The organism is Janthinobacterium sp. GW822-FHT07A03 (assembly GCF_058798815.1).
The window spans coordinates 300,969-324,572 of record NZ_JBXAKW010000005.1 but is presented as its reverse complement, the minus strand read 5'-3'; the positions used below and the strand labels follow the sequence as shown (position 1 = coordinate 324,572).

General features: G+C 65.1%; 16 protein-coding genes. 12 read left to right on the top strand and 4 right to left on the bottom strand.

The annotated features are described in order from the left end of the window. Window positions 1-26: 26 nt before the first annotated feature. From AC1RJW_RS16325 to AC1RJW_RS16315, 3 genes are all read right to left on the bottom strand, one after another. Entirely contained in the window at window positions 27-3,068 is a 3,042-nt protein-coding gene (locus tag AC1RJW_RS16325) for a TonB-dependent receptor (RefSeq protein ID WP_493045839.1), read from the bottom strand. 491 nt (window positions 3,069-3,559) lie between these two features. Beyond that, the gene (locus AC1RJW_RS16320) at window positions 3,560-6,505 is read right to left on the bottom strand and encodes a TonB-dependent receptor plug domain-containing protein (protein WP_493045838.1); all 2,946 of its coding nucleotides are present in this window, start codon (window positions 6,503-6,505) and stop codon (window positions 3,560-3,562) included. Between the two features lie 99 nt (window positions 6,506-6,604). Beyond that, the gene (locus AC1RJW_RS16315) at window positions 6,605-9,955 is read right to left on the bottom strand and encodes a TIM-barrel domain-containing protein (protein WP_493045837.1); all 3,351 of its coding nucleotides are present in this window, start codon (window positions 9,953-9,955) and stop codon (window positions 6,605-6,607) included. Window positions 9,956-10,311: 356 nt separating this feature from the next. On the opposite strand from AC1RJW_RS16315, the gene AC1RJW_RS16310 reads away from it, so the two are divergent. The 8 genes from AC1RJW_RS16310 to AC1RJW_RS16275 all read left to right on the top strand — a co-directional run bounded on the left by AC1RJW_RS16310 (window position 10,312) and on the right by AC1RJW_RS16275 (window position 20,419). Beyond that, a complete protein-coding gene (locus AC1RJW_RS16310; RefSeq protein WP_493045836.1) occupies window positions 10,312-11,448 on the top strand; it encodes an AgaS family sugar isomerase in 1,137 nt (378 codons plus the stop codon). Further along, window positions 11,435-12,382 (top strand): ROK family protein, encoded by a 948-nt coding sequence (locus tag AC1RJW_RS16305; protein WP_493045835.1) that lies wholly within the window; start codon window positions 11,435-11,437, stop codon window positions 12,380-12,382. Before AC1RJW_RS16310 ends, AC1RJW_RS16305 begins: the two co-directional genes overlap by 14 nt. Before the next feature lie 5 nt (window positions 12,383-12,387). Then, window positions 12,388-13,731 (top strand): D-tagatose-bisphosphate aldolase, class II, non-catalytic subunit, encoded by a 1,344-nt coding sequence (locus tag AC1RJW_RS16300; protein ID WP_493046053.1) that lies wholly within the window; start codon window positions 12,388-12,390, stop codon window positions 13,729-13,731. A gap of 35 nt (window positions 13,732-13,766) precedes the next feature. Beyond that, window positions 13,767-14,534, top strand: a complete 768-nt coding sequence (locus tag AC1RJW_RS16295) for a DeoR family transcriptional regulator (protein WP_034781637.1) — start codon at window positions 13,767-13,769, stop codon at window positions 14,532-14,534. A gap of 3 nt (window positions 14,535-14,537) precedes the next feature. Beyond that, the gene (locus AC1RJW_RS16290; protein WP_493045834.1) at window positions 14,538-15,632 is read left to right on the top strand and encodes an N-acetylglucosamine-6-phosphate deacetylase; all 1,095 of its coding nucleotides are present in this window, start codon (window positions 14,538-14,540) and stop codon (window positions 15,630-15,632) included. A 38-nt stretch (window positions 15,633-15,670) separates the two neighbouring features. Then, a complete protein-coding gene (locus tag AC1RJW_RS16285; protein ID WP_493045833.1) occupies window positions 15,671-17,464 on the top strand; it encodes an MFS transporter in 1,794 nt (597 codons plus the stop codon). Window positions 17,465-17,675: 211 nt separating this feature from the next. Beyond that, window positions 17,676-19,073, top strand: coding sequence for a branched-chain amino acid transporter BcaP (gene bcaP, locus AC1RJW_RS16280; RefSeq protein WP_493045832.1), 1,398 nt, complete (start codon window positions 17,676-17,678; stop codon window positions 19,071-19,073). A gap of 59 nt (window positions 19,074-19,132) precedes the next feature. Continuing rightward, the gene (locus AC1RJW_RS16275; RefSeq protein ID WP_493045831.1) at window positions 19,133-20,419 is read left to right on the top strand and encodes a DUF445 domain-containing protein; all 1,287 of its coding nucleotides are present in this window, start codon (window positions 19,133-19,135) and stop codon (window positions 20,417-20,419) included. Between the two features lie 7 nt (window positions 20,420-20,426). Here AC1RJW_RS16275 and AC1RJW_RS16270 read toward each other — a convergent pair whose 3' ends face one another. Further along, window positions 20,427-20,675, bottom strand: coding sequence for a hypothetical protein (locus AC1RJW_RS16270; RefSeq protein WP_493045830.1), 249 nt, complete (start codon window positions 20,673-20,675; stop codon window positions 20,427-20,429). Between the two features lie 82 nt (window positions 20,676-20,757). Here AC1RJW_RS16270 and AC1RJW_RS16265 point away from each other — a divergent pair, with 82 nt between their 5' ends. The 4 genes from AC1RJW_RS16265 to AC1RJW_RS16250 all read left to right on the top strand — a co-directional run bounded on the left by AC1RJW_RS16265 (window position 20,758) and on the right by AC1RJW_RS16250 (window position 23,594). Then, entirely contained in the window at window positions 20,758-20,901 is a 144-nt protein-coding gene (locus AC1RJW_RS16265; protein WP_493045829.1) for a hypothetical protein, read from the top strand. A gap of 116 nt (window positions 20,902-21,017) precedes the next feature. After that, window positions 21,018-21,920, top strand: coding sequence for a GGDEF domain-containing protein (locus AC1RJW_RS16260; RefSeq protein ID WP_493045828.1), 903 nt, complete (start codon window positions 21,018-21,020; stop codon window positions 21,918-21,920). A gap of 60 nt (window positions 21,921-21,980) precedes the next feature. Further along, window positions 21,981-22,484, top strand: a complete 504-nt coding sequence (locus AC1RJW_RS16255) for a chemotaxis protein CheW (RefSeq protein WP_493045827.1) — start codon at window positions 21,981-21,983, stop codon at window positions 22,482-22,484. 51 nt (window positions 22,485-22,535) lie between these two features. Further along, complete coding sequence (locus AC1RJW_RS16250; protein ID WP_493045826.1) at window positions 22,536-23,594, top strand: HD domain-containing phosphohydrolase; 1,059 nt, start codon at window positions 22,536-22,538, stop codon at window positions 23,592-23,594. The last annotated feature ends 10 nt before the right edge of the window (window positions 23,595-23,604 follow it).

Here is a 23,604-nt window from a genome sequence, read left to right as displayed (position 1 = left end):
CCGCCGCACGGCGGGCCGGCTGCAGGTTAATAGGTGTATTCCGCCGTGAAGCGCACCGAACGCGGCGCCGTGCGGCCTGCCACCTGCAGATAGCTGCGGGCGATGGCGCCATGGTCTTCGCGCGTTTCGTTATAGCGGGTCACGGTCTGGCTGTTGAACACATTGAACACGTCCACTTTCAGGCTCAGGCCCTTGACGGCGCTGGGAGTATAGGCCAGATTCATGTCCAGCTGGGCTTGCCATGGCAGGCGGCCCTGGCTGCCGCGCGGCGCCGGCTTGCCATTGCAATAGAAGTAGGAATCGCCGTAGTCGTTCTCGAACTTCAGGTTGTCGGGCAGCGCGCCGATGCAGTTGCGCGGCGCGCCCGAGGTCAGCGACAGGTTGGCGCCGACCGTCACGTCCGGGATGACCTGCATGAAGCCGTAGGCCTTGAACGCATGGCGATGGTCGCCCGGCAGGTAGCCATAGGCGTTGTACATCAGTTCCTTGTGGTCGTCGCTGACCGTCAGGCCCACGTCGCCGCCGCCGATGCTGTCCGTCTGGCCTTCCATATTGCCCTTCAGCGCAGACAGGGTGTAGGTCAGCTTGCCGTACCAGCCGTTCGTGTACGGGTGCTCGACGAACAGGTTCAGGGCGCGGTAGGTGCGCGATGGCAGCGGATTACCCCACTCGGCCGCCGAAATATCCACGCGGCGCAAGCCCTTGCCGTCGTCGAAGTCCACCATCAGGCTGTTGTCGCGGCCCGGGTTGATGATGGCGCACTGGAAGCCGCCCCAGTTGCTCGTGTCGACGCTGTTGCGCGTGGCCCAGGCTTCCAGCGGACGCGCATCGCAGACGTCGTCGTTGGTGTCGTTCAGCTTGCGGTACAGGACGCTGGCGCCCACCACCAGCTTCTTGCTCAGGGCGCGTTCGAAACCGAGCGAGAATTCATCCTGGGACAGCGGCTTCAATCCGATGGCCGTCACTTCGCGCGCATCGCGGCTCTGGCCATACGCATTGTTGGCCGAATACGGCTTGCTGATGGCGTGCAGGCCCGTCGGCGCGCCCGTGACGGGATCGACGCCCGTGTAGGTGTACATCTCGCTGGTGGCCAGGAAGGGGCTGGCCATGTTGCTCGACAAATTCGATGGCACCGGCAGGTGGTAGCGGCCGCCGTTGGCGAAGAATTTCAGGGTGCCGTCGCCCAGGTAATCCCAGGTGGCGCCCACGCGCGGGGCGATCATGTTGCGCTGCGAAATGAAGGCCACGCCGTCGGTGCTGTAGTTGGTGAACTGTTCGCGGCGCAGGCCCAGGTCCAGCAGCACCCGTTCCGTGACCTGGTAGTGATCCTGGATGTATTGCGCCGATTGCACGCTGGTGGGGCGCGCCAGGTTGGCGTTCAAGTCCTTGCTGACGTAGTAGCCCTGCGCGCCGTAGCCGCCGCCCTGGGCCGGCGTCTCAAACGCGCCGTTGATCGGGCGGTTCGGATCGGTCGCGCGCTGGTAGCTCCAGCGGTAGCCGCCGGCCAGGCTCAGGCCCACCTTCGATTCCACGTCGATGCGGTCGATGCCGCCGCGCAGCGAATGCTTGCCCAGCTTGTATTCCAGGTCCAGGCGCTTGGCTTTCTGGCGGTCTTCCGATGACGGGTCGACCAGGGTGCCGGTCACCGTCTGCGGATTGGCGTACGTCAGGCCCGGCACCTGGGTCGATGCGTTCGACGACGTTTGCGCCAGCAGCGGATTGTAGCCATTCGGCGTGCGCGTGTGCGAGGTGCGCGATTCGCCCATCATGGCCGTCACGGTCAGGTTGTCCGTCAGGTAGCCCGTGTACTTGAAGATGTCGATGTTGGCGCCCGGCGCGGCCGACGAGCCGCAGCAGTTGACCGTCGTCTCGCCCTTGCCTGCCTGTACGCCGTTGCTCGCATGCGTGGCGTAGCTGTAGCCGTACGCCTGGCTGTCCGTCTTCGTGCGGTCATACAGCTTGGTATATTCGAAGTGATGGTCGTCCGTCAGGTTGAAATCGAGCTTGGCCGTCATGCGGTCCACCTTGCTCTGGCTGGTGCTCCAGCCGCGCGCCAGGGCCGTGCCCGAGTCGGCGGTGGCGGCGACGGCCTGGCTGTCGGTGCGCGTCTGTTCCAGCGCCACGAAGGCGAACAGCTTGTTCTTGATCAGCGGACCGCTGCCGTACAGGCCCACCACCTTGCTGGTGCTGCCGTTGTCGCGGTTCCAGTACAGCAGATTGCCGTCCGTCTTGGGATTGGCGCCCGTGTTCGGGTAATGCGTGTTTTCCGGCTCGCCTTTCAGCGAACGGGGAATGATGGAGACCTTGCCGCCGAATTCGACCTTGTTGCCGCCGCTCTTGGTGGTAATGTTGATCACGCCGCCCGTGGAGCGGCCAAACTCGGAACCGTAGCCGCCCGACAGCACCTGCAGGTTCGAGATGGCGCCAAACGGCAGTTCCGACGCGCCCACCTGGGTCAGGATGTTGGTGATGGGGAAGCCGTTGACATAGAACGCGTTTTCCGACTGGCCCGAGCCGCCGATCGACGGCGCATTGCCATACACGCTGTTGGTACCGCGCGACACGCCCGGCGTCAGCTGCACGATGGAGGCCACGTCATTGCCGACTGGCAGCGCCTTCAATTCCTTGGCGGTGAAGATCACGCCATTGTTCGTGTTCGACACGTCGATCGGATTGCGCGACGCCTTCACCACGACGGTCTGTTCCTGGCCCACGGGGCCGGCCGCGCTGGCCGGGCCGAAGTTCGCTTCGGCGCCCGCGCCGATCAGGGCTTCGACTTCCTGCGACGCTTCCACCGACCCGGCACGCAGCACGCGCACCGCGTAGCGGCCCGGCGGCATGGAGTTGGCCACATAGCGGCCCGACGTATCCGGCGTCAGGGTGCGCTGCACGCCCGTCGCCAGGTTTTCCAGCACCACGGTGGCGCCGGCGGGCGCGCTCACTTCGCCGAAAATGGTGCTGGTGGCGTTCGACTGTGCCCAGGCCTGGCCTGGCACGCCGGCCGCCAGGGCGATCACGATCGCGGCGGCGCGGCTGATGTCGCGCAATTTGAGTCGGGTGGTATGCATGTGTCTCTCCGTCTATATCGAGGGTTATACGCGCCCTCCCCGCTCCAGGGCGAAGTCGGGGGGATGCAATTTTTATGGTGAGCGTCGGAAGGGAGAGCCAGGCAGCCGTCCCTTCCGGGAAATCAGTCCGTTTCGGCTGATTTTCGTTTTCTTGGGATTACTTTAAAAAGAAAAATAAGTATCGTCAACAAAAAGAAAGTTAAAGCGACAATTTAATGGGAAATTGATGCAATAAAGGCGTTTTATCTTTCGATTTAATCCACGATGCGGCAGATAACTTTCGTTATAGTGGCGTGACGGATACACGCACAGGCAACAAGGCGGCCCGGAGGGGACATTCCGCACGGCAATCCTGATGAAAAAACGCGAGAGCAGCCGTGACAATCACCTTTCACTTACGTTTATCTTTCGTATTGTGCATATCGGAATATTGTCTTTTTCTTTTCATGGCAATACCCCGGCCCGCTGGCAGGCCGGGGAGGCGTCACGTCTTAAAAGAACTTGTAGCTGGCCGACAGGGCAAACTGGCGGCCGAACAAGTCCTGGCTATGGTTGTAGCCTTCCCAGCCGTTCGGGTCGTAGTACGGCTGCTTGTTGAACGCGTTCTTCACGTTCAGGCCGATGTCCAGGTGCTTGATCGGCTTCCAGCTGAAGGCCAGGTTCACCGTGGTGTACGACGGCGCGCCCTTGCACTGGCCGGCCGGCAGCGATACCGAGGCGGCGGTGCAGTTTTCCGGCGTGTTGTCCTTGTCCCAGGGACCGTAGGCCCAGCGCGTCTTGCCCGAATAGTTGATGAAGACGCTGCTGACGAAGTTGCGGTAGCTCCAGTCGGCGTTGACTGTCGCGCGGTAGCGCGGCGAATCGTAGTAGCCGACGGTATTGCCCTTGATGTCGCTGCCGTCTTCGCTGTCATGGGTGTCGCGCTTGCGGATGGTGGCGGCGATGCCCGTGCTCAGCTTGCCCCAGTCACCGAGCGCAAAGCGCGTGCGCGCATCGATGTCCACGCCGTCCATCAGGGTGCGGCCGCGGTTCGAGTACGAGTTGATCAAGCCACCCAGGTTGCCCACCGAGTAGCCCGGCACGCCGCCCGCGCACACGCCCGCATTGGCGGGATTGGCGCACATGGCCGCCACCGCCGCCATATTGCCCCGGTCCGCGTCCGTCAAGTCGTTGCGGATGGCGCTGGACGTGCCGGCCAGGGTCGGGCCGTACTTGTCCACCAGTTCCGTAAACAGCTCGTTGAAGTCCTGGCGCACGATTTCGTCGCGGCGGTTGATAAACCAGTAATCGATGGAGATGCTCACGTCCTTGGCCGGCTGCAGCACCAGGCCCACGGTGGAAATCTTGGCCTTTTCCGGACGCAGGTTCTGGTTTGGCGGCGTCAGGCCGCCCACCGTCGTCGAGCAGTTCGAATTGAGCAGGCTCTTGCCCAGGTCCGCATCCGTCGCCACCTTGGACTTCATCAGGGCGCGCGCCATGGCATTCGTTTCATCGCAGCGCACCGTGTCGCGGATGCCGCCCACCTGCGCAAAGACGCCGCCCGAACCCGATTCAGCCAGGTTGGGCGCGCGGAAACCTTCCGAATACGTCCCGCGCAGCATCAGGTCGGGCCGCGCGCGCCAGATCACGCCCAGCTTGGGCGCCAGGTTGGCCGAGAAATGCGGGTATTTGTCCAGGCGCGCGGCCGCGTTGACTTCCAGGGTCTCGCTGAGCGGCACCACCACTTCGCCAAACACGGCGGCGATGGTGCGCTTGCCATCGAACCAGGAACCGCCCTGCTGCGTGATCAGGCCATTGGCCGCATCCGCGTTGCCGGGCGTGAGAAAGCTCTCGCGCATGACGTTGGTGCCCACGGCGGCGCGCACTTCCCGCTCGCCCAGCTTGAACAAAGTTCCTTCCAGCTTTGCATCCCAGGTCATCAATTTGGTCCAGGATTCGATGGCGAAGGTCGGATAGGCGGCGCGCAGCAGCGCTGCGTTGGCTTCGCTGATTTCGCCGAACTTGTAGGCGGGATTGTCCGAGATATACGTGCGGCCGCTGACGGGATCTTTCGTGAACGGGCCGAACGCCTGCTTGAAGCCATTGATATTCAGGTTGGCCGTCTGGAACAGGGTGGAATGGCTGCCTGCCACGCTGAGTGCCGTTTCAAAATCCCAGCCGCCGCCGATGCTGCCGCGCAGGCCGACGAGCGCGCGGTAGTTTTCATCGACATTCTTCTGGCCGAAGTGGCCCGTGGCATCCTGCAGAAGGTAGTTCAAGCCCGCCGCGCCGCCCATCTTGGCCAGCATATCGGCATCGAGCTTGCCCTTCAGGTAGACGTTGTTCGGACTCAGAAAAGGCGTGGCGAAGGTGTTCAGGGTATTGCCCGTGTTGCGCGCGAACCAGTTGTTCGTGCTGCCGCTGTTGAAGCTGGACGGACCATTCTCGCCGCGCATCTTGATGTGGGTGAAGGCGCCTTCCGCGAACGCTTCCATGTCGCCGCCCAGCTTCAGCCGGCCGCTCAGGTAGGCCGTGGCGCGTTCCGAGGTGGGGCCCGTATCGAGCTGGTTGGGCAGCGCATTCCACACGCAGCGCGTGCCCGACGCTTCGGTGATGCTGTTATTGCAGCCGGGTGCGGCGCGCTGCGTGCGCGCATTGTTGTTGGCCTTGTCGAAGACAAAGAAGGTCCCCGGATTCATCACACCCGGCTCGCTGCCCACGCCCACGCGCATGTTCGGGATGAAATTGGGATTGTTCACATAAAAATACGAGGGGCGCTTCTGCCAGGTATCGGCCAGCGCGATGCGGTCGCGCTGGTAGACGTTCACGGAACCGTAGACGTTGTAGCCGTCGCTGGCCAGGTCGCCCACGCCATACAGCACGCTGGCCTGGCGCTCGCCATAGGCTTTCACACTGGGCGAAAACTCGCCGTTGGCGCGCGCTTCCAGGCCTTGATACGACTTCTTGGTGATCACGTTGATAACGCCGGCCACGGCATCAGAGCCATACACGGCCGACGCGCCGTCCGTCAGGATTTCCATGCGCTCGATGGCGGCGGCGGGAATGGCGTCGATATTGACGAACATGGTCTGGAAGCCTGCCGGGGCGCCGTAGAACGACAGGCGGCGGCCATTGAGCAGCACCAGCGTGCCCTGCGCGCCCATGCCGCGCAAGTTCGCCTGCGAGCCGCCATCGGAACCCGTGAACATCGAGCGGAAGTCCTGCTGCGCCGGGCGGGCCGCGGGCAGATTGTCCAGCACCTGCAGCAAGGTGAGCGCGCCCATGTTTTCGATCTGCTTGGCGTTGATCACCTGCACGGGCGACGCCGTTTCCGCGTTGATGCGCTTCAGGCTGGAACCCGTCACTTCGACGCGCGCCAGTTTTTCCTCCTCCGCTGCCAGCGCTGTCGACGCCAGCCCTACCGCCACCATGGCGGCCATCAGTTTTTTCAAGTGCATTCCCGACTCCCTTTTATAAGTGATTTGTTTTCGTAAGGCTGCAAGAGCCCCTCCCCGGTCCGAAGAGGGGCTCGATTTGGTGAAATGAAGTGATTGCGGTTAGCGCGGTTTGACGGTCGCGCCTTCCGTGCCGGTCAATACGGCGTTGGCCCAGTTGCCGCAGACCTGGGCCGGGTGGGCGCCGCGCGCGCCCAGGGTGCGCAAACTGAGCTGGCTCAGGCCGCGCACGTCGATTTCGGGCTTGACTACCCCGGGAGCCGTGACCAGGCCGCTGTCGTACAGCAGCCGCTCGCCGCTCCAGACCTGGAATTGCAAGCCGCCCGCGCTGCGGCAGCTATCGTCCACGCCCAGGTCGGCGCGCAGCAGATTCCAGTTGCCCGCCAGCTGCAAGTCGATGCGGCTGACTGGTCCCACGCCGAGGCCCTTGCGGAACCACAGCCCGTTCATGCGCATTTCGGCCGCCTTGCCGGCTGGCCGGTCTTTCGCGATATTCTTCGGCAGTGCCAGGTCCGACAGGTAGCGCTGCACCTCCTCGCCTTCGGCCACGCGGTGTTCGAGCACGCGGAATTCGGACAAGGTCACGGGCGCCACGTCGGTCGCCAGCGCCGCGTCGAACGCTCGCGCCACCGGCCCGGCCTGCGCCGCCGTCACCATCGGGTCGGTGGACGCCGCGCCGTCGCCTTCCGGATTTTGCGTGCTCATGACGCGGAAGCGCAGCAAACGCCCTGCCGTGGCGGGGAAATTGATCGTCTGCACGCCCTGTTCCAGCTTGAGTGTGCCGCGCGCAAGCGCCGCGCCCCACTCGCCGTTGTTGTCGCCGACGTAGATTTCGTAATCCCGCACCTGGCCATGCTTCCAGTGCTGGTCGTTGCGCGGCGCCAGTTCGATGCCATCGACCAGGCGCCGCTCCGTAAAGCCGATCACCCATTCATGCGGACCGCTTTTCACGGACGGGCTGCGCACGGTACGGAACCACGTCTCCGGCTTGCCATCGAAAGCGTTTTCCAGCGGATAGCCGCTTTCTTCCGCAGGACGCGCCACCACCTGCATGGCATCGGCCGGCAAGGCGCGGCCCGGCACGGGGGCGACGGGGAAGTCGGCATCGACTCTCGCCACGGCCAGCGCGCCGGCCACCTGCATGGTCAAGGGCTGGCGGATATCCTGCGCCGCCACTTTCACGTTCAGGGTGCCTTGCCGGTCGGCAGCGTCGAAATACCAGCCTTCGCTTGTCTTGTCGTAGGCGGCACGGTCGGCGGACGCGGCGAGCAACCGTTCGCCCGCCTTGACGGCGGTCGGGCGCTGGCCCGCCAGCATGCGCAACGCATAGCCGCGGCGCGCTTCCTGGCCCTGGTACTTGCCATCGACGGTACCGATGTCGACCTGCACGTCGCCACCCGTCTGGCGCATGCGGATGACTTGCTGGCTGAAGGCGCCGCCCTGGTACTGGCGCGTGTTGCCATCGTCTTCATACAGGGTGTACTGGGAGTCGCCGTGCGGGTAGATGTCCAGCGTGAGCTGGTCCTTCGGCTTCTGGCCGTCGTACAGCATTTCCGGATACATGGGCAGGATGGCGCCGGCACGCACGAACACGGGCAGCTTGTCCAGCGTCACCTGCAGGTCCAGGTCGCGCCCTTTCGCGTCCGCCGTGGCCTGGCGGCCATCCCAGTAGTCGTACCACGTACCTTGCGGCAGGTGGATGCCCTTGCGCCAGCCGCCGCTGACGGCCTGGCTGCGGTAGACGGGCGCCACCAGCACGTCGCGCCCCAGCAGGAATTGATACTTATAGGCTTCCGTGTAGGCGGCCGGGTCTTGCGGATAATCCCACATCAGGCCGCGCACCAGCGGCGCGCCCGATTGCTCCGCTTCGCGCACCAGGGTATACATATACGGCGTCAAACGCATCTTGAGCTTCAAATAGCGGCGGTTGATGTCGCGGTACGGCTGCTCGAACCACCACGGATGCTTGCGCTCGGCCGCGGCCCAGCCGGACATGCCCATCAGGACGGGCGTAAAACTCTTCCACTGCAAGTCGCGCAGATAGGTTTCCGGGCTGCCGCCGAAGATGGCATCCACGTCGCCCGATGCATACGCCTGGCCGGACAGGCCCGAGCCGATCAGGGTGGGGATGTGCCAGCGGATGTAGTCCCAGCTGGCGCTCTGGTCGCCCGTCCACGCCACGGCGTAGCGCTGGATGCCGGCCCAGCCCATCACCGTCCACAAAAACGGGCGGCTGTCGGAGTTGTTCAGGATGCCGTCGTAGGCCGACTTGTTCGCATCCATGGCAAACTGGTAGCCCTTGCCCGTCCACGCCACGTCCAGCTTTTGCACGCGGCTGCCCGCCTGGCCCACTTCCCAGGCGATCTTGTCGACGCCGTTTTCCGTCCACAGGCCCGTGCGGAAGCCATAGCCGGCCAGGCCCTTCACCGTTTCCGGCAAGTTCGTGTAGCCGCAGCCATAGCCGTCATTGGGCAGGATCCAGCCGCCCGGCATGTCGTGGTCTCGGTACTGGCGCGCCACGCTTTCCACCACGTCCGGCGTCTTGCCCGTGGGGCCGTCGGTCCAGCCTTTGGGCACGGAACCGGGCTTTTTCACGTTGTCGCCATCGTTGTAGCAATCGGCATCGCCGTATTCGAGCGCCCAGCGGGGCAGCATGCGCGCGCGGCCCGTCAAGTCCGTGTAACGGGCGACGACGTCGCGCAAGTCCTTGCCGACGAAGAAATACGCATCAAAGCGCCCTTCCGCGTGCTGCAGCGAGATCTGTTCCTTGTCGCGCAAATCGTAATTGCCGTCGGACCAGGTATTGCGCAGCATGCCCCAACCCCGTGAACTCATCAAAAATGGCGCTGGATTCGGCCGGTCGCCCTCTTCCCAGCCGCCCGAATACGACACGGGCACCTGCTTGCCCTTGAATTCGAAGCGGCCATTCTGCTGGCCGCCGCCAAAATAACGCTCGCCCGGCAAGCTCGATAGCACCTGCACGCCCTGCTTGTCGTCGAGCGACAGCGGCTGCACCTCGCGCCACAGCGGCACCGCATCGCCCTTGCGGTACAAGGTAAAACGCAAGGGTTTGCGGTCGATGCGCAGGCTCAGGCTTTCGGTGCGGATCACGATATGCTCCGGCTGTTCATCGATCTGGTATGCCACCTGCGCGGCAGGCTGGCCCACGACGATGGGCGCGGCCTTGTCGCCGGGCCCCGTCAAGCCCCCTTTGCCGCCCGCCTGGATGCGCAGCACGTCCGCCTGCGGCAGGCTGATATGCAGCTGCATGCCAGTGTCGCTGCGCAGATCCCAGCCCAGTGCCTCGCCCTTGGCCACGTCGGCTGCATGCACGGCGGACAGCGACTGCAGATTGCCGATAGTCGCGGCCTGCAGGCCAGGGGCAGCCAGGGTGGCAAGGGCAGCGAGGACACAGGCGGCAAGGACGCGGCGGGGAAGCGGGAGAGGTTTCATCTGCTGGCTTTCAGAAGTGATTCAATGAAATTACTTTAAGAAGAAAAATAAATATCGTCAACAAAAAGAAAGTTAAAGCGGCAATTTATTAATAAAATGCCCAGGATTGGCGCATTTTTCTTACGTTTCACCAAAATGTCACAAAACATACTTTCGTTATCGTCGCATTTCAGCGACAGGCGGCGGCACGACTGGGTTTCATGCGGCACCGCAACACGAATGTGTTCCAGGAAAACGCCAATAAGACGACATTATTTCGCAAGCCGCACAACTATTTACTTTCGTTTTACTTTCGTATTTGACTTTTCGAAATTTAGTATTTATGCTTTCTCCAACAAACACTTTACTGACCTCCCATGACTACCCTTCTTCAGCGTGACATTCAAACCTGGCGCGACATCGGCGGCCTGCACACGGCCGAGGAAATCGTCCACCAGCCGGCCATCTGGCGCGCGCTGGCCGGCATTTTGCGCAATGAACAAGCCAGCCTGGCCGCCTTCCTGGGCGACGCGCTGTCCAATCCCCTGCAACGCGTGATCCTGACGGGCGCCGGCAGCTCGGCGTATGTGGGCGAAATCGTCGTCGACACCCTGAACGCGGCCTGGCCCGCGCAGATCCGCGCCATCGCCACCACCACCCTGCTGACGCACCATGAGCTGTACCTGGAAGCGGATGCGCCCACCCTGCTCGTCTCGTTTGCCCGCAGCGGCGACAGCCCGGAAAGCCTGGCGGCCGTGGAGCTGCTGCGCCAGGTCGTGCCCGGCGCGCGCTTCCTGAACATCACCTGCAACGCCGACGGCAAGCTGGCGCGCCAGGGCGCCAACGACAGCAATACGTATAACCTGCTGATGCCGGAAGGCAGCTGCGACCGCGGCTTCGCCATGACCAGCAGCTTTAGCAGCATGCTGCTGGCCGCCCTGTCGGTACTGGGCAAGGACGTCGACGTGGCGCGCCTGGAGACCCTGGCGCAGCTGGGCGAACAAGCCTTGCGCGACTGGTCGGCGCCCGTGGCGGACCTGGGCTCGACACCCGTGCAGCGCGTGGTCTACCTGGGTAGCGGCCCGCTGGAAGCGCTGGCCAAGGAAGCGGCCCTGAAAATCCTCGAATTGACGGGCGGCCGCGTGATGGCGATGGCAAATACGCCCCTGGGTTTCCGCCATGGCCCGAAATCGGCCGTCACCACGGAGTCCTTGGTGATCCTGCTGCGCAGCAGCAAGCCATTGGCGCGCCAGTACGAATATGATTTGCTCAAGGAGCTGCAGCGCGACAGCGTGGCGCAGACATGCCTGACGGTAGGCATCGGCGGCGACCTGTCGGCCGACGCGCCGGCCTGGCCCGACGCCTGGCTGGCCCCGCTGTGGCTGCTGATGGCCCAGCAATATGCGCTGCACCAGTCCGCGCTGCTGCAACTGCGCCCCGACAACCCATTCGCCGGCGGCATCGTCAACCGTGTCGTGCAAGGCGTCACCATCTATGGCCATGACCAATTCTAATCACGCGGCCGGCTACCACGGCATCGACATCGGCGGCAGCAAGATGGAGCTGGTCGCCTTTGCCGACCGCGACGGCGCGCTGAGCGAGGTGTTCCGCGAACGCGTGGCCACACCGGGCGACGATTTTAGCGCTTTCGTGCAAGCCATCGTCGACCTGGTGGCGCGCGGCGACGCCGCCCTGGGCGCGACGGCGCCTGTCGGCATCGGTTTACCCGGCGTGATCGACAGCGCCAGCGGCCGGCAACTGAGCTCCAACGTGCCGGCCCTGAACGGCCGCCTGGTGGCGCAAACCCTGCAGCAAGCCTTGCAGCGCCCTGTCGCCATCGGCAACGATTGCCAGTGTTTCGCCCTGTCGGAAGCACAAGGCGGCGCGGCCGACAATGCCGCCAGCATGTTCGGCGCCATCCTCGGCACGGGCGCCGGCGGCGGCTATTGCGTGGGCGGCCAGCTGCTGCGCGGCTTTAACGGCGTGGCCGGCGAGTGGGGCCACTGGAGCCTGCCCGCCACCCTGCTGGCGCAGCATGGCCTGATCGACTATTCCTGCCCGTGCGGCAAGGCGGGCTGCCTGGAACGCTACGTCTCCGGCCCCGCCATGAGCAAACTCCATGCGCACTTTGGCGGCGATGGCGCCGAACCGCTGGCCATCGTGGCGCGCGCCAACATGGGCGACGCCGTGGCCGAACGCACGGTGGCCGTGCACCTCGACTTGCTGGGCCACGCCCTGGCCGGCCTGGTACTGGCCTACGACCCGCACGTCATCGTGCTCGGCGGCGGCCTGTCCAAATTGCCGCACCTGTACGACAAGCTGCCGGCCGCCGTGAAGCGCCACCTGTTCCCCGGCGTGCACGTGCCGCCCATCTTGCCGCCCCGCTTTGGCGACGCCGGCGGCGCGCGCGGCGCGGCACTTTTGATACGACAACATATAAAGGCGTAAACATGATGAAGCAAGCGGAAAACCCGACTTTTACCCTGTCTCCCATCCAGCAAGTGATCAAGGCGCACCGCCGCGGCGAGCGCGTGGGCCTGTACGCCGTCTGCTGCAGCCACCCGAGCGTGCTGCGCGCCGCCATGCACGTGGCCAGCGACTACGATACCGTGCTGCTGGTCGAAGCGACGTCGAACCAGGTCGACCAGTTTGGCGGCTACACGGGCATGACGCCGGCCGTTTTCCGCGACACCATGCTGGCACTGGCCCGCGAACAGGGCTTCCCCGCCAGCCGCCTGGTACTGGGCGGCGACCACCTGGGTCCGAACGCCTGGCAGCACCTCGATGCGGCCACCGCCATGGACCACGCCGAGACGCTGATCGCCGCGTATGCGTCGGCCGGCTTCCATAAAATCCACCTCGATTGCAGCATGCGCTGTGCCGACGACCCCCTGCAGCTCGACGATGAAACCGTGGCCGCCCGTTCGGCGCGCCTGTGCATCGTCGCCGAAGCGGCGGCCGCCGCGGCCGGCTTCGCGCCGCCCGTCTACGTGATCGGCACGGAAGTGCCGATTCCCGGCGGCGAAGCATCGCTGGCGCAGGCCGGCGCCGTCACCAGCCCGCAAGCGGCGCGCCGCACCCTCGACGTGCATTGCCGCGCCTTCCTCGACAACGGCCTGCACGACGCCTGGCGCCGCGTCATCGCCATGGTGGTGCAGCCGGGTGTCGATTTCGACCAGAGCAGCATCCAGCATTACGATGCGGATGCCGCCGCCGAACTGTCGGCCTTCGTCGCCGAGCAGCCTGGCCTCGTGTTCGAAGCCCACTCCACCGACTACCAGCGCGAATCGGCGCTGCACACCATGGTGCGCGACCATTTCGCCATCCTGAAAGTGGGCCCGGCCGCCACCTTCGCCCTGCGCGAGGCGCTGTTCGCCCTGTGCCAGATCGAGGAAGAACTGCTGCCGGCGCACGCCACCTCGCAGCTGATGCAGGTACTCGACGACGTGATGGTGGCCAAGCCGAAGAACTGGATCAAGCATTACCTGGGCACGCCGGAAGAACAGCGTCTGATGCGCCGCTACGGCTTGAGCGACCGTTGCCGCTATTACTGGGGCGAGCCGGAAGTGGCGGCTGCCGTCGGCAAGCTGCTGGCCAACCTCGATGCACTCGCGATTCCGCTGCCGCTCCTGAGCCAGCATTTGCCGGAACAGTATGCGGCCGTGGTGCAGGGCAGCCTGCAAGCGCAGGCGCCGGCCTTGATCGAGCACAAGATCGGCAGCTTGCTGGCGCAATATGCGCGCGCCTGCAACCGCAATGCGGCAGTGGCCGTCATTGCCGAAGCGGCAATCTGTTAAGCTCGGTATTTTCATTTTTTACTGAGCCCGCCACCATGCGAAATACCAGCCAACGCCGTGAATCCATCCTCCAAATGCTTGCCCAGCAGGGATCGGTGCAGGTGACCGATCTGGTGGAAAAGCTCGGCGTGTCCGCGGTCACCATCCGCAGCGACTTGAATGCGCTGGAAGCGCAAGGCATGGCCACGCGCAGCCACGGTGGCGCGACCCTGACGCGCACGCCGCCGCCCGAGCATACGATACGCCAGAAGGACGCCATCAACCACGAGCAGAAGGAGCGCATCGGCGCCTATGCGGCGCGGCTGGTGGAACCGGGCGACAACATCATCATCGACTCGGGCACCACCACCATCTCGCTGGCGCGCCATCTGCGCGATGCGACGGGCGTGACGGTGGCCACGAATGGCCTCAACATCGCGTGGGAACTGGCCGACGCGCCCGGCGTGGACCTGATCCTCACGGGCGGCCTGCTGCGCAAGCAGTCGCTGTCGATCCAGGGCAGCCAGGCCGAGACCTGCTTGCAGGCCTACAGCTTCGACAAGCTGTTCCTGGGCGTGGACGGCTTCGACCTGCAGTTTGGCGTCACTACCCACCACGAAGCTGAAGCCAGCCTGAACCACAAGATGGTGGAACGGGCCAAGAAAATCATCGTCCTCACGGATGCCTCCAAGTTCGGCCGCGTCAGCCTGCACCGCATCGTGCAACTGGACCGCGTCGATACCGTCATCACCGATGCCAGCATCAGCCAGGAATACCGCGAAGGGCTGCAAAAGCTGGGCATCGAACTTTTTATAGCGGAATAACACATGCTGAGCGGCAGAATCCTTACCCCATCTGGCTGGATCACGGGCACCATCACTTTTGACCAGCGCATCGTCCAGATACAGGAAGACCCTGCCGCCGACAGCGCGCTGACCATCCTGCCCGGCTTCATCGACCTGCACGTGCATGGCGCGGCTGGCGTCGACATCATGGAAGGCGGCAACGCGGGCGCCACCGTGGCGCAGGTGCATGCGCGCCACGGCACCACGGCCCTGCTGGGCACCACCCTGACGGCCAAGGAGCCCTCGATCGTGCGCGCCCTGCAAGGCCTGGCCGGCGTCATCGCCGAACGTCCCGCCAACGGCGCGCGCATGCTGGGCGTGCACCTGGAAGGACCGTTTTTGAACCTGCACCGCCTGGGCGCGCAGCCGCCCGACGTGGTGCAGGCGAGCCTGGCTCTCGTGCAGCGCTTTCACGCCATCGCGCCCATCAAGGTCTTGACCATGGCGCCGGAAATCCCCGGCCATCTGGAACTGATCCCGCAACTGGCGGCGATGGGCATCCGCGTGCAGATCGGCCACAGCGCCGGCACGTATGACGAAGGCGTGGCCGCGCTGCAAGCCGGAGTCTCCGGCTTTACCCACCTGTACAACGGCATGACGGGCATGACGCATTACGACCCCGGCATGGTGGGCGCGGCGCTGGCGCATGCCGAATACGCGGAAATCATCCCCGACCTGCAGCACGTGGCCAAGGGTGCCCTGCGCGCCGCCCTGCGCGCCATCCCGCGCCTGTACGGCGTGACGGACGCCACCTCGGCCACCGGCATGCCAGATGGCGAATACGGCCTGGGCACGCAGCGCGTCTACAAATGCATGGGCTGCGTGCGCCTGGCCACGGGCTCGCTGGCCGGCAGCGTGCTGACCATGGACCAGGCCCTGCGCAATTTCGTCGACCTGGGCCTGGACCTGGCCGACGCCTCGAACCGCCTGTCGCTGTACCCGGCCGATTACCTGGGCGAATCCGAACGGGGCCGTTTGGCACCGGGCGCCTGGGCCGATATCGTCGTCCTCGATTCCACACTACAGCCAGTGTCCGTCTTCGTCGAAGGCGCGGCCATCGATCTTTCCACCCGCTAGACCACCTCAACCTACCTCAACCCCGTCCCGGAGTTACCATGCACGACACGTCACACAAGGCCCCCGTGTGGGCCATGCGCTACCTGCTATTTATTGCCGGCATGGGGGGATTGCTGTACGGCATAGACATCGGCATCATCGCCGGCGCCCTGCCCTACCTGGAATCAACGGCCTCCGTGGCCTGGAAACTGACGGCCCAGCAGCTGAGCTTTATCGTCGCCGCCGTGCTATTGGGTTCAGTCCTGTCGTCGCTGTTCGCCGGCGCCCTGGCCGATATCCTGGGCCGGCGCTGGGTGATGTTCCTGGCCGGCGCCCTGTTCAGCGCCAGCATCCCGCTGATCGCCCTGGCCGACGGCTACATGCCGCTGCTGCTGGGCCGTCTGCTGCAAGGCATCAGCGGCGGCTTCATCGGCGTCGTCGTGCCCCTGTACCTGGCCGAATGCCTGCCCGCGCAACAGCGGGGACGGGGCGCCGCCCTGTTCCAGCTGCTGCTGACCATCGGCCTGGTGGCCGCCGCCCTGATCGGCCTGCAGCAGGCGCAGACGGTGGAAACGGCCACGCAGGCGGCGCAAGCCTTGCCGGAAGCGGGCCGCATCGCCGCCATCTTCACGGCCAAGGACCACGCCTGGCGCAGCATCTTCTGGGTCTGCCTGACGCCGGGCCTCGTGTTTACCATCGGCGCCCTGCTGCTGGCCGAGTCGCCGCGCTGGCTGGCACGCCGCGGCCGCGTCGAACAGGCGCGCCAGTCGCTGCTGCGCACGCGCCTGCCCGCTGCCGCCGACCTGGAACTGCGCGAAATGCTCGACACGCCCGAAAACGCGGCCAAGGCCAGCGGCAATGCCAGGGCCAAGGACCCGCTGCTGAGCCGCCGCTACGTGCTGCCCTTCCTGCTGGCCTGTCTGATCCTCGCCTGCACGCAGGCGACGGGTATCAATTCCATCCTCGCCTATGTCGTCAATATCCTCAACCAGGCGGGCCTGTCGGGCGCCTCGGCCAATATGGCGGATGTCTTGTTGAAAGTGCTGAACGCCGTGATGACCGTGGTGGCCGTGCTGCTGGTGGACCGCAAGGGCCGCAAGTTCCTGCTGATGCTGGGCACGGGCGGCATCGTCGTCTCGCTGCTGGCGGCCGGCTTGCTGTTCCGCGGCGCGGAAGCCCACCTGGCCGACGTACGCCCCGCCATCGCCGCCCAAGTGCAAAACGACGGCCTGGCCGTGCACCTCGATGCGGCCACCCTGACGGCCCTGGGCGCGGCCGCCGACGGCACGCCGCAGCAGCTGACCATCGCCTACGCCTACGGCCCCTTCACCAACGTGAAAAGCCTGCGCAGCGACGATCCCGTGCTGCGCCAGGTGACGATCACCCGCGAAGACGCCGTACAGGCCGACAGCGTGATCGGCGTGTTCTTCCGCAAGCTGCACCTCAATCCGTTCGCCGACCCGGCCGCCGGGCGCGAGGCGCCGCTGCGCATCGAGAAGGCCAGCCTGGGCCCCGTACCCCCGTCCACGCACGGCTGGCTGGTGGCGATCGCCATCTGCGTGTTCGTCTCCAGCTTTGCCGTGGGACCGGGCGTGTGCGTGTGGCTGGCCCTGTCCGAGCTGATGCCGACCCGCATCCGCTCGAACGGCATGAGTATCGCCCTGCTGGTCAACCAGTTCGTCTCGACGGTGATCGCCGCCATCTTCCTGCCGACCGTGGGCTTGCACGGTTATTCGACCCTGTTCTTCTTCGGCGCCGGCTGCACCGTGCTCTACTTCCTGGCGGCCGCCTTCCTGCTGCCGGAGACGAAGGGCAAGACCCTGGAAGAGATCGAGGCGCACTTTTCCAAGTAAGCCCGAGTAACCATTTGTAGCAGTCTCCTTTACGGCCCCGGTCCATCATCCCGGGGCTTTTTTTTGCGTGCCGGGCAAGTTGACAAGGCGGGCGCGCACGGTAGCGTACGGTTTTCCTTCTGGAATCACGGGCGCGTGGGCTAGAATCTGGCTGCGTCGTGCTACTCACGAGGCGGCAATGGCGCCATGACAAAAACCACCAGGAGACACAGTGAGCTTATTTAGAACCAAGAATTTGGATGACATGATTGCCCACAGCAAGAAGCCGGGAGGTCTGGCCAAGGTGCTGGGACCGTTCGACCTTGTGCTCATGGGCATCGGCGCCATCGTCGGCACCGGTATTTTCGTGCTTACCGGCACGGGTGCGCTGACGGCCGGCCCCGCCCTGTCGCTGTCGTTCGTCGTGGCGGCCGTCGCCTGCTGCTTTGCCGCCCTCTGCTACGCGGAATTCGCTTCCACCGTGCCCGTGGCCGGCTCCATCTACACCTACAGCTATGCGACCTTGGGCGAGCTGGCCGCCTGGATGATAGGCTGGGACTTGCTGCTCGAATACGGCCTGGCCGCGGCCGCCGTCTCCGTCGGCTGGTCCGGCTACTTCCAGTCGCTGCTGTCGGGCTTTGGCATCGTACTGCCCGTGGCCCTGACGGCCGCGCCGGGCGCCCTGCCCGGCGTGACGACCTTCATCAACCTGCCGGCCCTCGTCATCATGCTGCTGCTGACAGCCATGCTGGGCTGGGGCGTGCGCGAATCGGCGCGCCTGAACAACATCATGGTGGCCATCAAGGTGGGCGTGGTGCTGCTGTTCATCATCTTCGGCGCGCGCCACGTGCAGCCGGCCAACTGGCAGCCCTACATGCCGTTCGGCTACCACGGCATGCTGAGCGCCGCCGCCCTCGTGTTCTTCGCCTTCATCGGCTTCGACGCCGTCACCTCGGCCGCCGAGGAAGTCAAGAAACCGTCGCGCGACCTGCCGATCGGCATCATCGGCTCGCTGGCCGTGTGCGCCGTGCTGTACGTGGTGGTCTCGGCCATCATGACGGGCATCGTGCCATATCAAAAATTCCTCGGCGTCGACCATCCCGTCTCGCTGGCCCTGCAATATGCGGGTGAAAACTGGATCGCCGGCTTCGTCGACCTGGGCGCCATCCTCGGCATGACCACTGTGATCCTGGTGATGGCTTTCGGCCAGACGCGCATCATCTTCGCCATGTCGCGCGACGGCTTGCTGCCCAAGCGCCTGTCGACCGTGCACCCGCGCTTCCATACGCCGTTCTTCGCCACCTGGCTGGTCGGCATCGTCTTCGGCCTGATCGCCGCCGTGATCCCGCTCAACATCCTCGCCGAGCTGATCAACATTGGCACCCTGGCCGCCTTCACCATGGTCTCCGTCGCCGTGGTGGTGCTGCGCAAGAAGCGCCCGGACCTGCATCGCGCCTTCCGCTGCCCCGGCGTGCCGTACGTGCCGACGCTGGCCGTGATCCTGTGCGTGGGCCTGATGACCTTCCTCAGCTGGGTCACCTGGATGGCCTTTTCCATCTGGCTGGTGATCGGCCTGGTCATCTACTTCGGCTACGCGCGCCGCCGTTCGCTGCTGCATCCGCAACAGTAAGCCCGTCACTGCGCCATCGCAGTAAGATGGCGGTCTCGCAACCCTGCAGGCCGCCATCCATGCAACCTTCCCCCGACCTCATCGCACAGCTGGAGCAGAGCACGGACCAGCTCAAGCGCGCGCGCCTGCGCAGCATGCAGTGGCTGGCCGCCGGCTTGCTGCTGCTGGCCGCGCTGGTCTTCGCCGTGGCCCGCTCGCAGCGGGGCGGCCACCCCGCCTGGGGCTACGTGGAGGCATTCGCCGAAGCATCGATGGTGGGCGCGATTGCCGACTGGTTTGCCGTCGTCGCCCTGTTCCGCCATCCGCTGGGCATTCCCCTGTGGCACACGGCCATCATCCCGAACAGCAAGGCCGACATCGGGCGCAGCCTGGGCGCCTTCGTGGAAAACCATTTCATTACCGAGCAAGGCATCGCCGAGCGGATCGCGCAAGCCGATCCCGCCGCGCGCCTGGGAGCCTGGCTCAGTGACGAGGCCCACGCGCGGCAGCTGGGCATCGCCGGCGCCGACGTGGCGAAACAGCTGCTGGCGATGGCCGACCATGACAAACTGGGGCGGCTGCTGCGCGAACAGGCCAGCGCCTACCTGGGTCAATTGAATGTATCGGACGTGGCGGCCGACTGCATCGATGCGCTGATCGCCGACGGCAAGCCGCAGCTGCTGCTGGACTTCCTGCTCGACCGCAGCGCCGCCTACCTGGACGACGAGGCGCACCACGCCGCCATCGGCGACTTCGTGCTGGGCGCCTTCCAGATCGAAAACGCGCTGGTGAAAAAGGCCGTGAAAGCGTACGAGCCGCGCATGATCGCCTCGCTGCAAAAGTTTGCCCTCGCCGTGCGCATCGATCCGGCCCACCCGCTGCGCCAGCGCATGGCCGGCTGGATCGCCGACAGCGCGCTGCACCTGAAGGCCGACCCGCAGTGGCAGGAAACGGTGCGCCGCTACCAGCTGCAGCTGATCGCCAGCGACACGCTGCAAGCCATGCTGGGCGAGCTGTGGGGCGCCATCCGCGCGCGCCTGCTGGCCGACCTGCACACGGATGTCCCCGTGCTGGCGCAAGCGATCGCCGGCCTGGCGCGCAACACGGGCCAGGTGCTCGGCACGGACCAAGCTGCGCGGGAATGGCTGAACGGCGCCATCGTCGCCGGCAGCGGCGCGCTGGTGCGCCGTTACCGAGGCGAAGTGGGCGCCTTTATCGCCGCCCGCCTGGACCTGTGGAGCAAGGACGAAATGAGCGAGCGCATCGAACTGGCCATCGGGCGCGACCTGCAATTCATCCGCATCAACGGCACCATCGTGGGCGGCCTGGCCGGCCTGCTGATTTACACCGTCAGCCAGGCCTGGTAGACGCCACCTACCAGCCAGGGACGTTGCCAGCCAGCGCCGCGCACGACACCACGCCGCACGTAGTACTGAACAGCACCGGCACGCCGGCGCGCCCCGTGGCGATGCAGGCCGCGGCCGGCACCACGGCAAACAACAGTACCAGGTAGCCGATCGCCTTCAGGCGCGGCACGGATGAACGGCGGACGCCCGCGCCCGGCCCGTGCGGGCGGCCCTTGCCTGCCTCTTTGCTGCTCCTTGCCGACATCGTCGTATGCATGTCCGTCTCCTGTATCGACCGTTACTGGTCCGTCTCCACTCTATTTTGCTGCATAAATTTACCAAATACAATAAATAAATGCATGAAAAATGAATTTTTCTTCCCGGCGGAAAGCCGTGCGACGGAAAAAATTGGCCTCTCCACACTGAGGATGTGGCGCAAAAACAGGCTTTTGACACCGTCCATGCGCAAACCTGCTTGTGTGAAAAATCAACATAAATCATGAAAATCATAATATTCGTTGAAATCATTTTTATTTGGTGTATGATGAGCTCAAAGGAGAACGCAAGGCGAGGCCCTCAACCTCCCGGTATCTCCAGCTTCTTTGTAGGGGACAAGCACATGAACCAAATCCTGGCCTTGCGCCTGCTCGACGCCGCCGATGATGCCGCCGTCATCATCGATGCGGGCTCGCGCATCCGCTATGCGAACGACGCCATGTATGCGCTGAGCGGCTATGACGCAGGCAGCCTGCCTGGCCAGCAGATCGAGGCGCTGCTGCCCGACGCCGTGCGCGAGCAGCATGGCGCGCAGATCGGCGCGTATCTGGCCGGCTACAAGAGCTCCAGGGTGCTGGGCCACAAGCGCCATTTTGCCATTCGCCACCGCGATGGTTCGATGCTGCCCATCGTGCTCAAGGCCATGGACCTGGGCAAGCTCGATGATGAAAACTTCATGGGCGCCTTTTTCATCGACCAGCGCCACGAACGCGCCATCGAACAGCAGAATGCGGCCCGCTGGCAGCAGCTGCAGCGCATCGCCCTCAGCGATCCCCTGACCCAGCTGCCGAACCGCCGCGCCTTCGAGATCGACGCCGTGCGCGCGGCCGCGCGGGCCCGGCGCTCGGGCCATCCGATGACCATCGGTATCGCCGACATCGATTTCTTCAAGCGGGTCAACGACCAGCATGGCCACGCGGCCGGCGATGCCGTGCTGCAAGCCGTGGCAGCGACGATCCAGTCCCAGGCGCGGGCATCCGACGTCGTTGCCCGCGTGGGCGGCGAGGAATTCGGCTTGCTGTTCCCCCATACAGACATGGCCACGGCGCACCAGGTCGCCGAACGCATCCGCCTCGCCGTGGCCGATACATGCGTCGACTTCGAGCACGCTCCCATCACGGCGACGATCAGCATCAGCCTGGCGCCACTGCCCCACAACGGCGACTGGAAGGCCGGTTTCATGCAAGCCGACGCCGCCCTGTACCAGGCCAAGAAGAATGGCCGCAACCGCGTCGGGCAGGCTTGAGCGCCGCCCGGCATCCCCCGCAGTTTCATGCATCACGCAATACCTGACAGGAGCAAGGACATGGAAACGACCACCACACATGCCGCGGCAGCGGGACAACCGGCGCAAGCGGGCGCCCGGGAATTGCTGGTCTTTGGACTCGGCAAGGAGGAATATGCGATCGACATCGGCCTGGTGCAGGAAATCCGCGGCTACGGCACCGTCACCCGCATCGCCAACGCGCCCGCCTTCCTGAAGGGTTTCATCCACCTGCGCGGCAGCATCGTGCCGCTGCTCGACCTGCGCATCGCGCTGGGCCAGGCAGAACCCGCCTACGACGCTTCGACCGTGGTCATCATCCTGATCTTCGCGCATGGCGCCACCGGCATCGTGGTCGACCGCGTGGCCGACGTGGTGCCGCTGGCGCCGGCGCAGATCAAGCCGCCGCCGCAGCTGCACGGCTCGGCCATGGCCGGCCACGTGACGGCCATCGGCGCCCTCGACGAGCGCATGCTCATCGTGCTGGACATCGACAGCCTGCTGGCCAGCCTGGGCATGCACGCCACGGGCAGGCTGGCCGCCTGAGCCGGCCATCGCCGCCCCGCCCGCCACTGACCGCCGTCCGCCGGAGATACCATGAGCATCCTGATCGTCGATGACAACGATACCAACCTGAGCCTGCTGTCGACCCTGGCGCGCAAGGCCAGCGCCATCGAGTCCGTCTGCATGAACGATCCCATCGATGCGCTGACCTGGTGCGAGTCGCACGTGCCGGACCTGGTCTTGCTCGACTACCGGATGCCCAGCCTGTCGGGCAACGAATTCCTCAGCATTTTCCGCAAGATGGAGGGCATGGCCGACATCCCCATCGTCATGGTCACCACCGAAAACGACCGCGCCGTGCGCAAGCAGGCCTTTTCGCTGGGCGTGACCGAGTTTCTCACCAAGCCCGTCGACACCATCGAGTTCAGCCTGCGCGTGCGCAACCTGCTGGCCCTGCGCACGGCGCAGACCATGCTGGCCGACCGCGCCAAGCTGCTGGAACACGAAGTGGCCGAGGCCATCGCCAACGTCACGGCCAGGGAGATGGAGCTGGTCGCGCGCCTGGCGCGGGCGGCCGAATTCCGCGACCCCGAAACGGGCGCCCACATCATGCGCATGGCGCGCTACTCGGCACTGATCGCCAGGGAACTGGGCCTCGACGCGCAATGGCAGGACCTGCTGCTCAAGGCGGCGCCCATGCACGACGTGGGCAAGCTGGCCACGCCCGACCATATCCTGCTCAAGCCGGGACGGCTGGACCCCGATGAAATGGCCATCATGCGCCAGCATGCGAAGATCGGCGGCCATATCCTTGCCGGCAGCGACTCGCCGCTGATCCGCCTGGCCGAGGAAATCGCCTGCGGCCACCACGAAAAATACGACGGCAGCGGCTATCCGGATGGCCTGGCGGGCGAACAGATACCGCTGCCGGCGCGCATCGTCGCCGTCGCCGACGTCTTCGACGCGCTCAGCTCCGAACGCCCGTACAAGCCGGCCTGGCCTTTGGCCCAGGCGCGCCAGTACCTGGAGCAAAACAGGGGCAGCCATTTCTGCCCACTGTGCCTCGACGCCTTCCTGGGGGCCTGGGACGAGGTGCTCGCCATCCGCAACAGCCTGCCCGACCCTGTCCATCACGACGCCCACCCACTATAAGCGAGGAACC

Excerpts from the sequence above, each read along its gene's own strand:
- AC1RJW_RS16325 (WP_493045839.1), bottom strand. The coding sequence starts at position 3,068 with ATGCATACCACCCGACTCAAATTGCGCGACATCAGCCGCGCCGCCGCG.
- AC1RJW_RS16320 (WP_493045838.1), bottom strand. The coding sequence starts at position 6,505 with ATGCACTTGAAAAAACTGATGGCCGCCATGGTGGCGGTAGGGCTGGCG.
- AC1RJW_RS16315 (WP_493045837.1), bottom strand. The coding sequence starts at position 9,955 with ATGAAACCTCTCCCGCTTCCCCGCCGCGTCCTTGCCGCCTGTGTCCTC.
- AC1RJW_RS16310 (WP_493045836.1), top strand. The coding sequence starts at position 10,312 with ATGACTACCCTTCTTCAGCGTGACATTCAAACCTGGCGCGACATCGGC.
- AC1RJW_RS16305 (WP_493045835.1), top strand. The coding sequence starts at position 11,435 with ATGACCAATTCTAATCACGCGGCCGGCTACCACGGCATCGACATCGGC.
- AC1RJW_RS16300 (WP_493046053.1), top strand. The coding sequence starts at position 12,388 with ATGAAGCAAGCGGAAAACCCGACTTTTACCCTGTCTCCCATCCAGCAA.
- AC1RJW_RS16295 (WP_034781637.1), top strand. The coding sequence starts at position 13,767 with ATGCGAAATACCAGCCAACGCCGTGAATCCATCCTCCAAATGCTTGCC.
- AC1RJW_RS16290 (WP_493045834.1), top strand. The coding sequence starts at position 14,538 with ATGCTGAGCGGCAGAATCCTTACCCCATCTGGCTGGATCACGGGCACC.
- AC1RJW_RS16285 (WP_493045833.1), top strand. The coding sequence starts at position 15,671 with ATGCACGACACGTCACACAAGGCCCCCGTGTGGGCCATGCGCTACCTG.
- AC1RJW_RS16275 (WP_493045831.1), top strand. The coding sequence starts at position 19,133 with ATGCAACCTTCCCCCGACCTCATCGCACAGCTGGAGCAGAGCACGGAC.
- AC1RJW_RS16270 (WP_493045830.1), bottom strand. The coding sequence starts at position 20,675 with ATGCATACGACGATGTCGGCAAGGAGCAGCAAAGAGGCAGGCAAGGGC.
- AC1RJW_RS16265 (WP_493045829.1), top strand. The coding sequence starts at position 20,758 with ATGAAAAATGAATTTTTCTTCCCGGCGGAAAGCCGTGCGACGGAAAAA.
- AC1RJW_RS16260 (WP_493045828.1), top strand. The coding sequence starts at position 21,018 with ATGAACCAAATCCTGGCCTTGCGCCTGCTCGACGCCGCCGATGATGCC.
- AC1RJW_RS16255 (WP_493045827.1), top strand. The coding sequence starts at position 21,981 with ATGGAAACGACCACCACACATGCCGCGGCAGCGGGACAACCGGCGCAA.
- AC1RJW_RS16250 (WP_493045826.1), top strand. The coding sequence starts at position 22,536 with ATGAGCATCCTGATCGTCGATGACAACGATACCAACCTGAGCCTGCTG.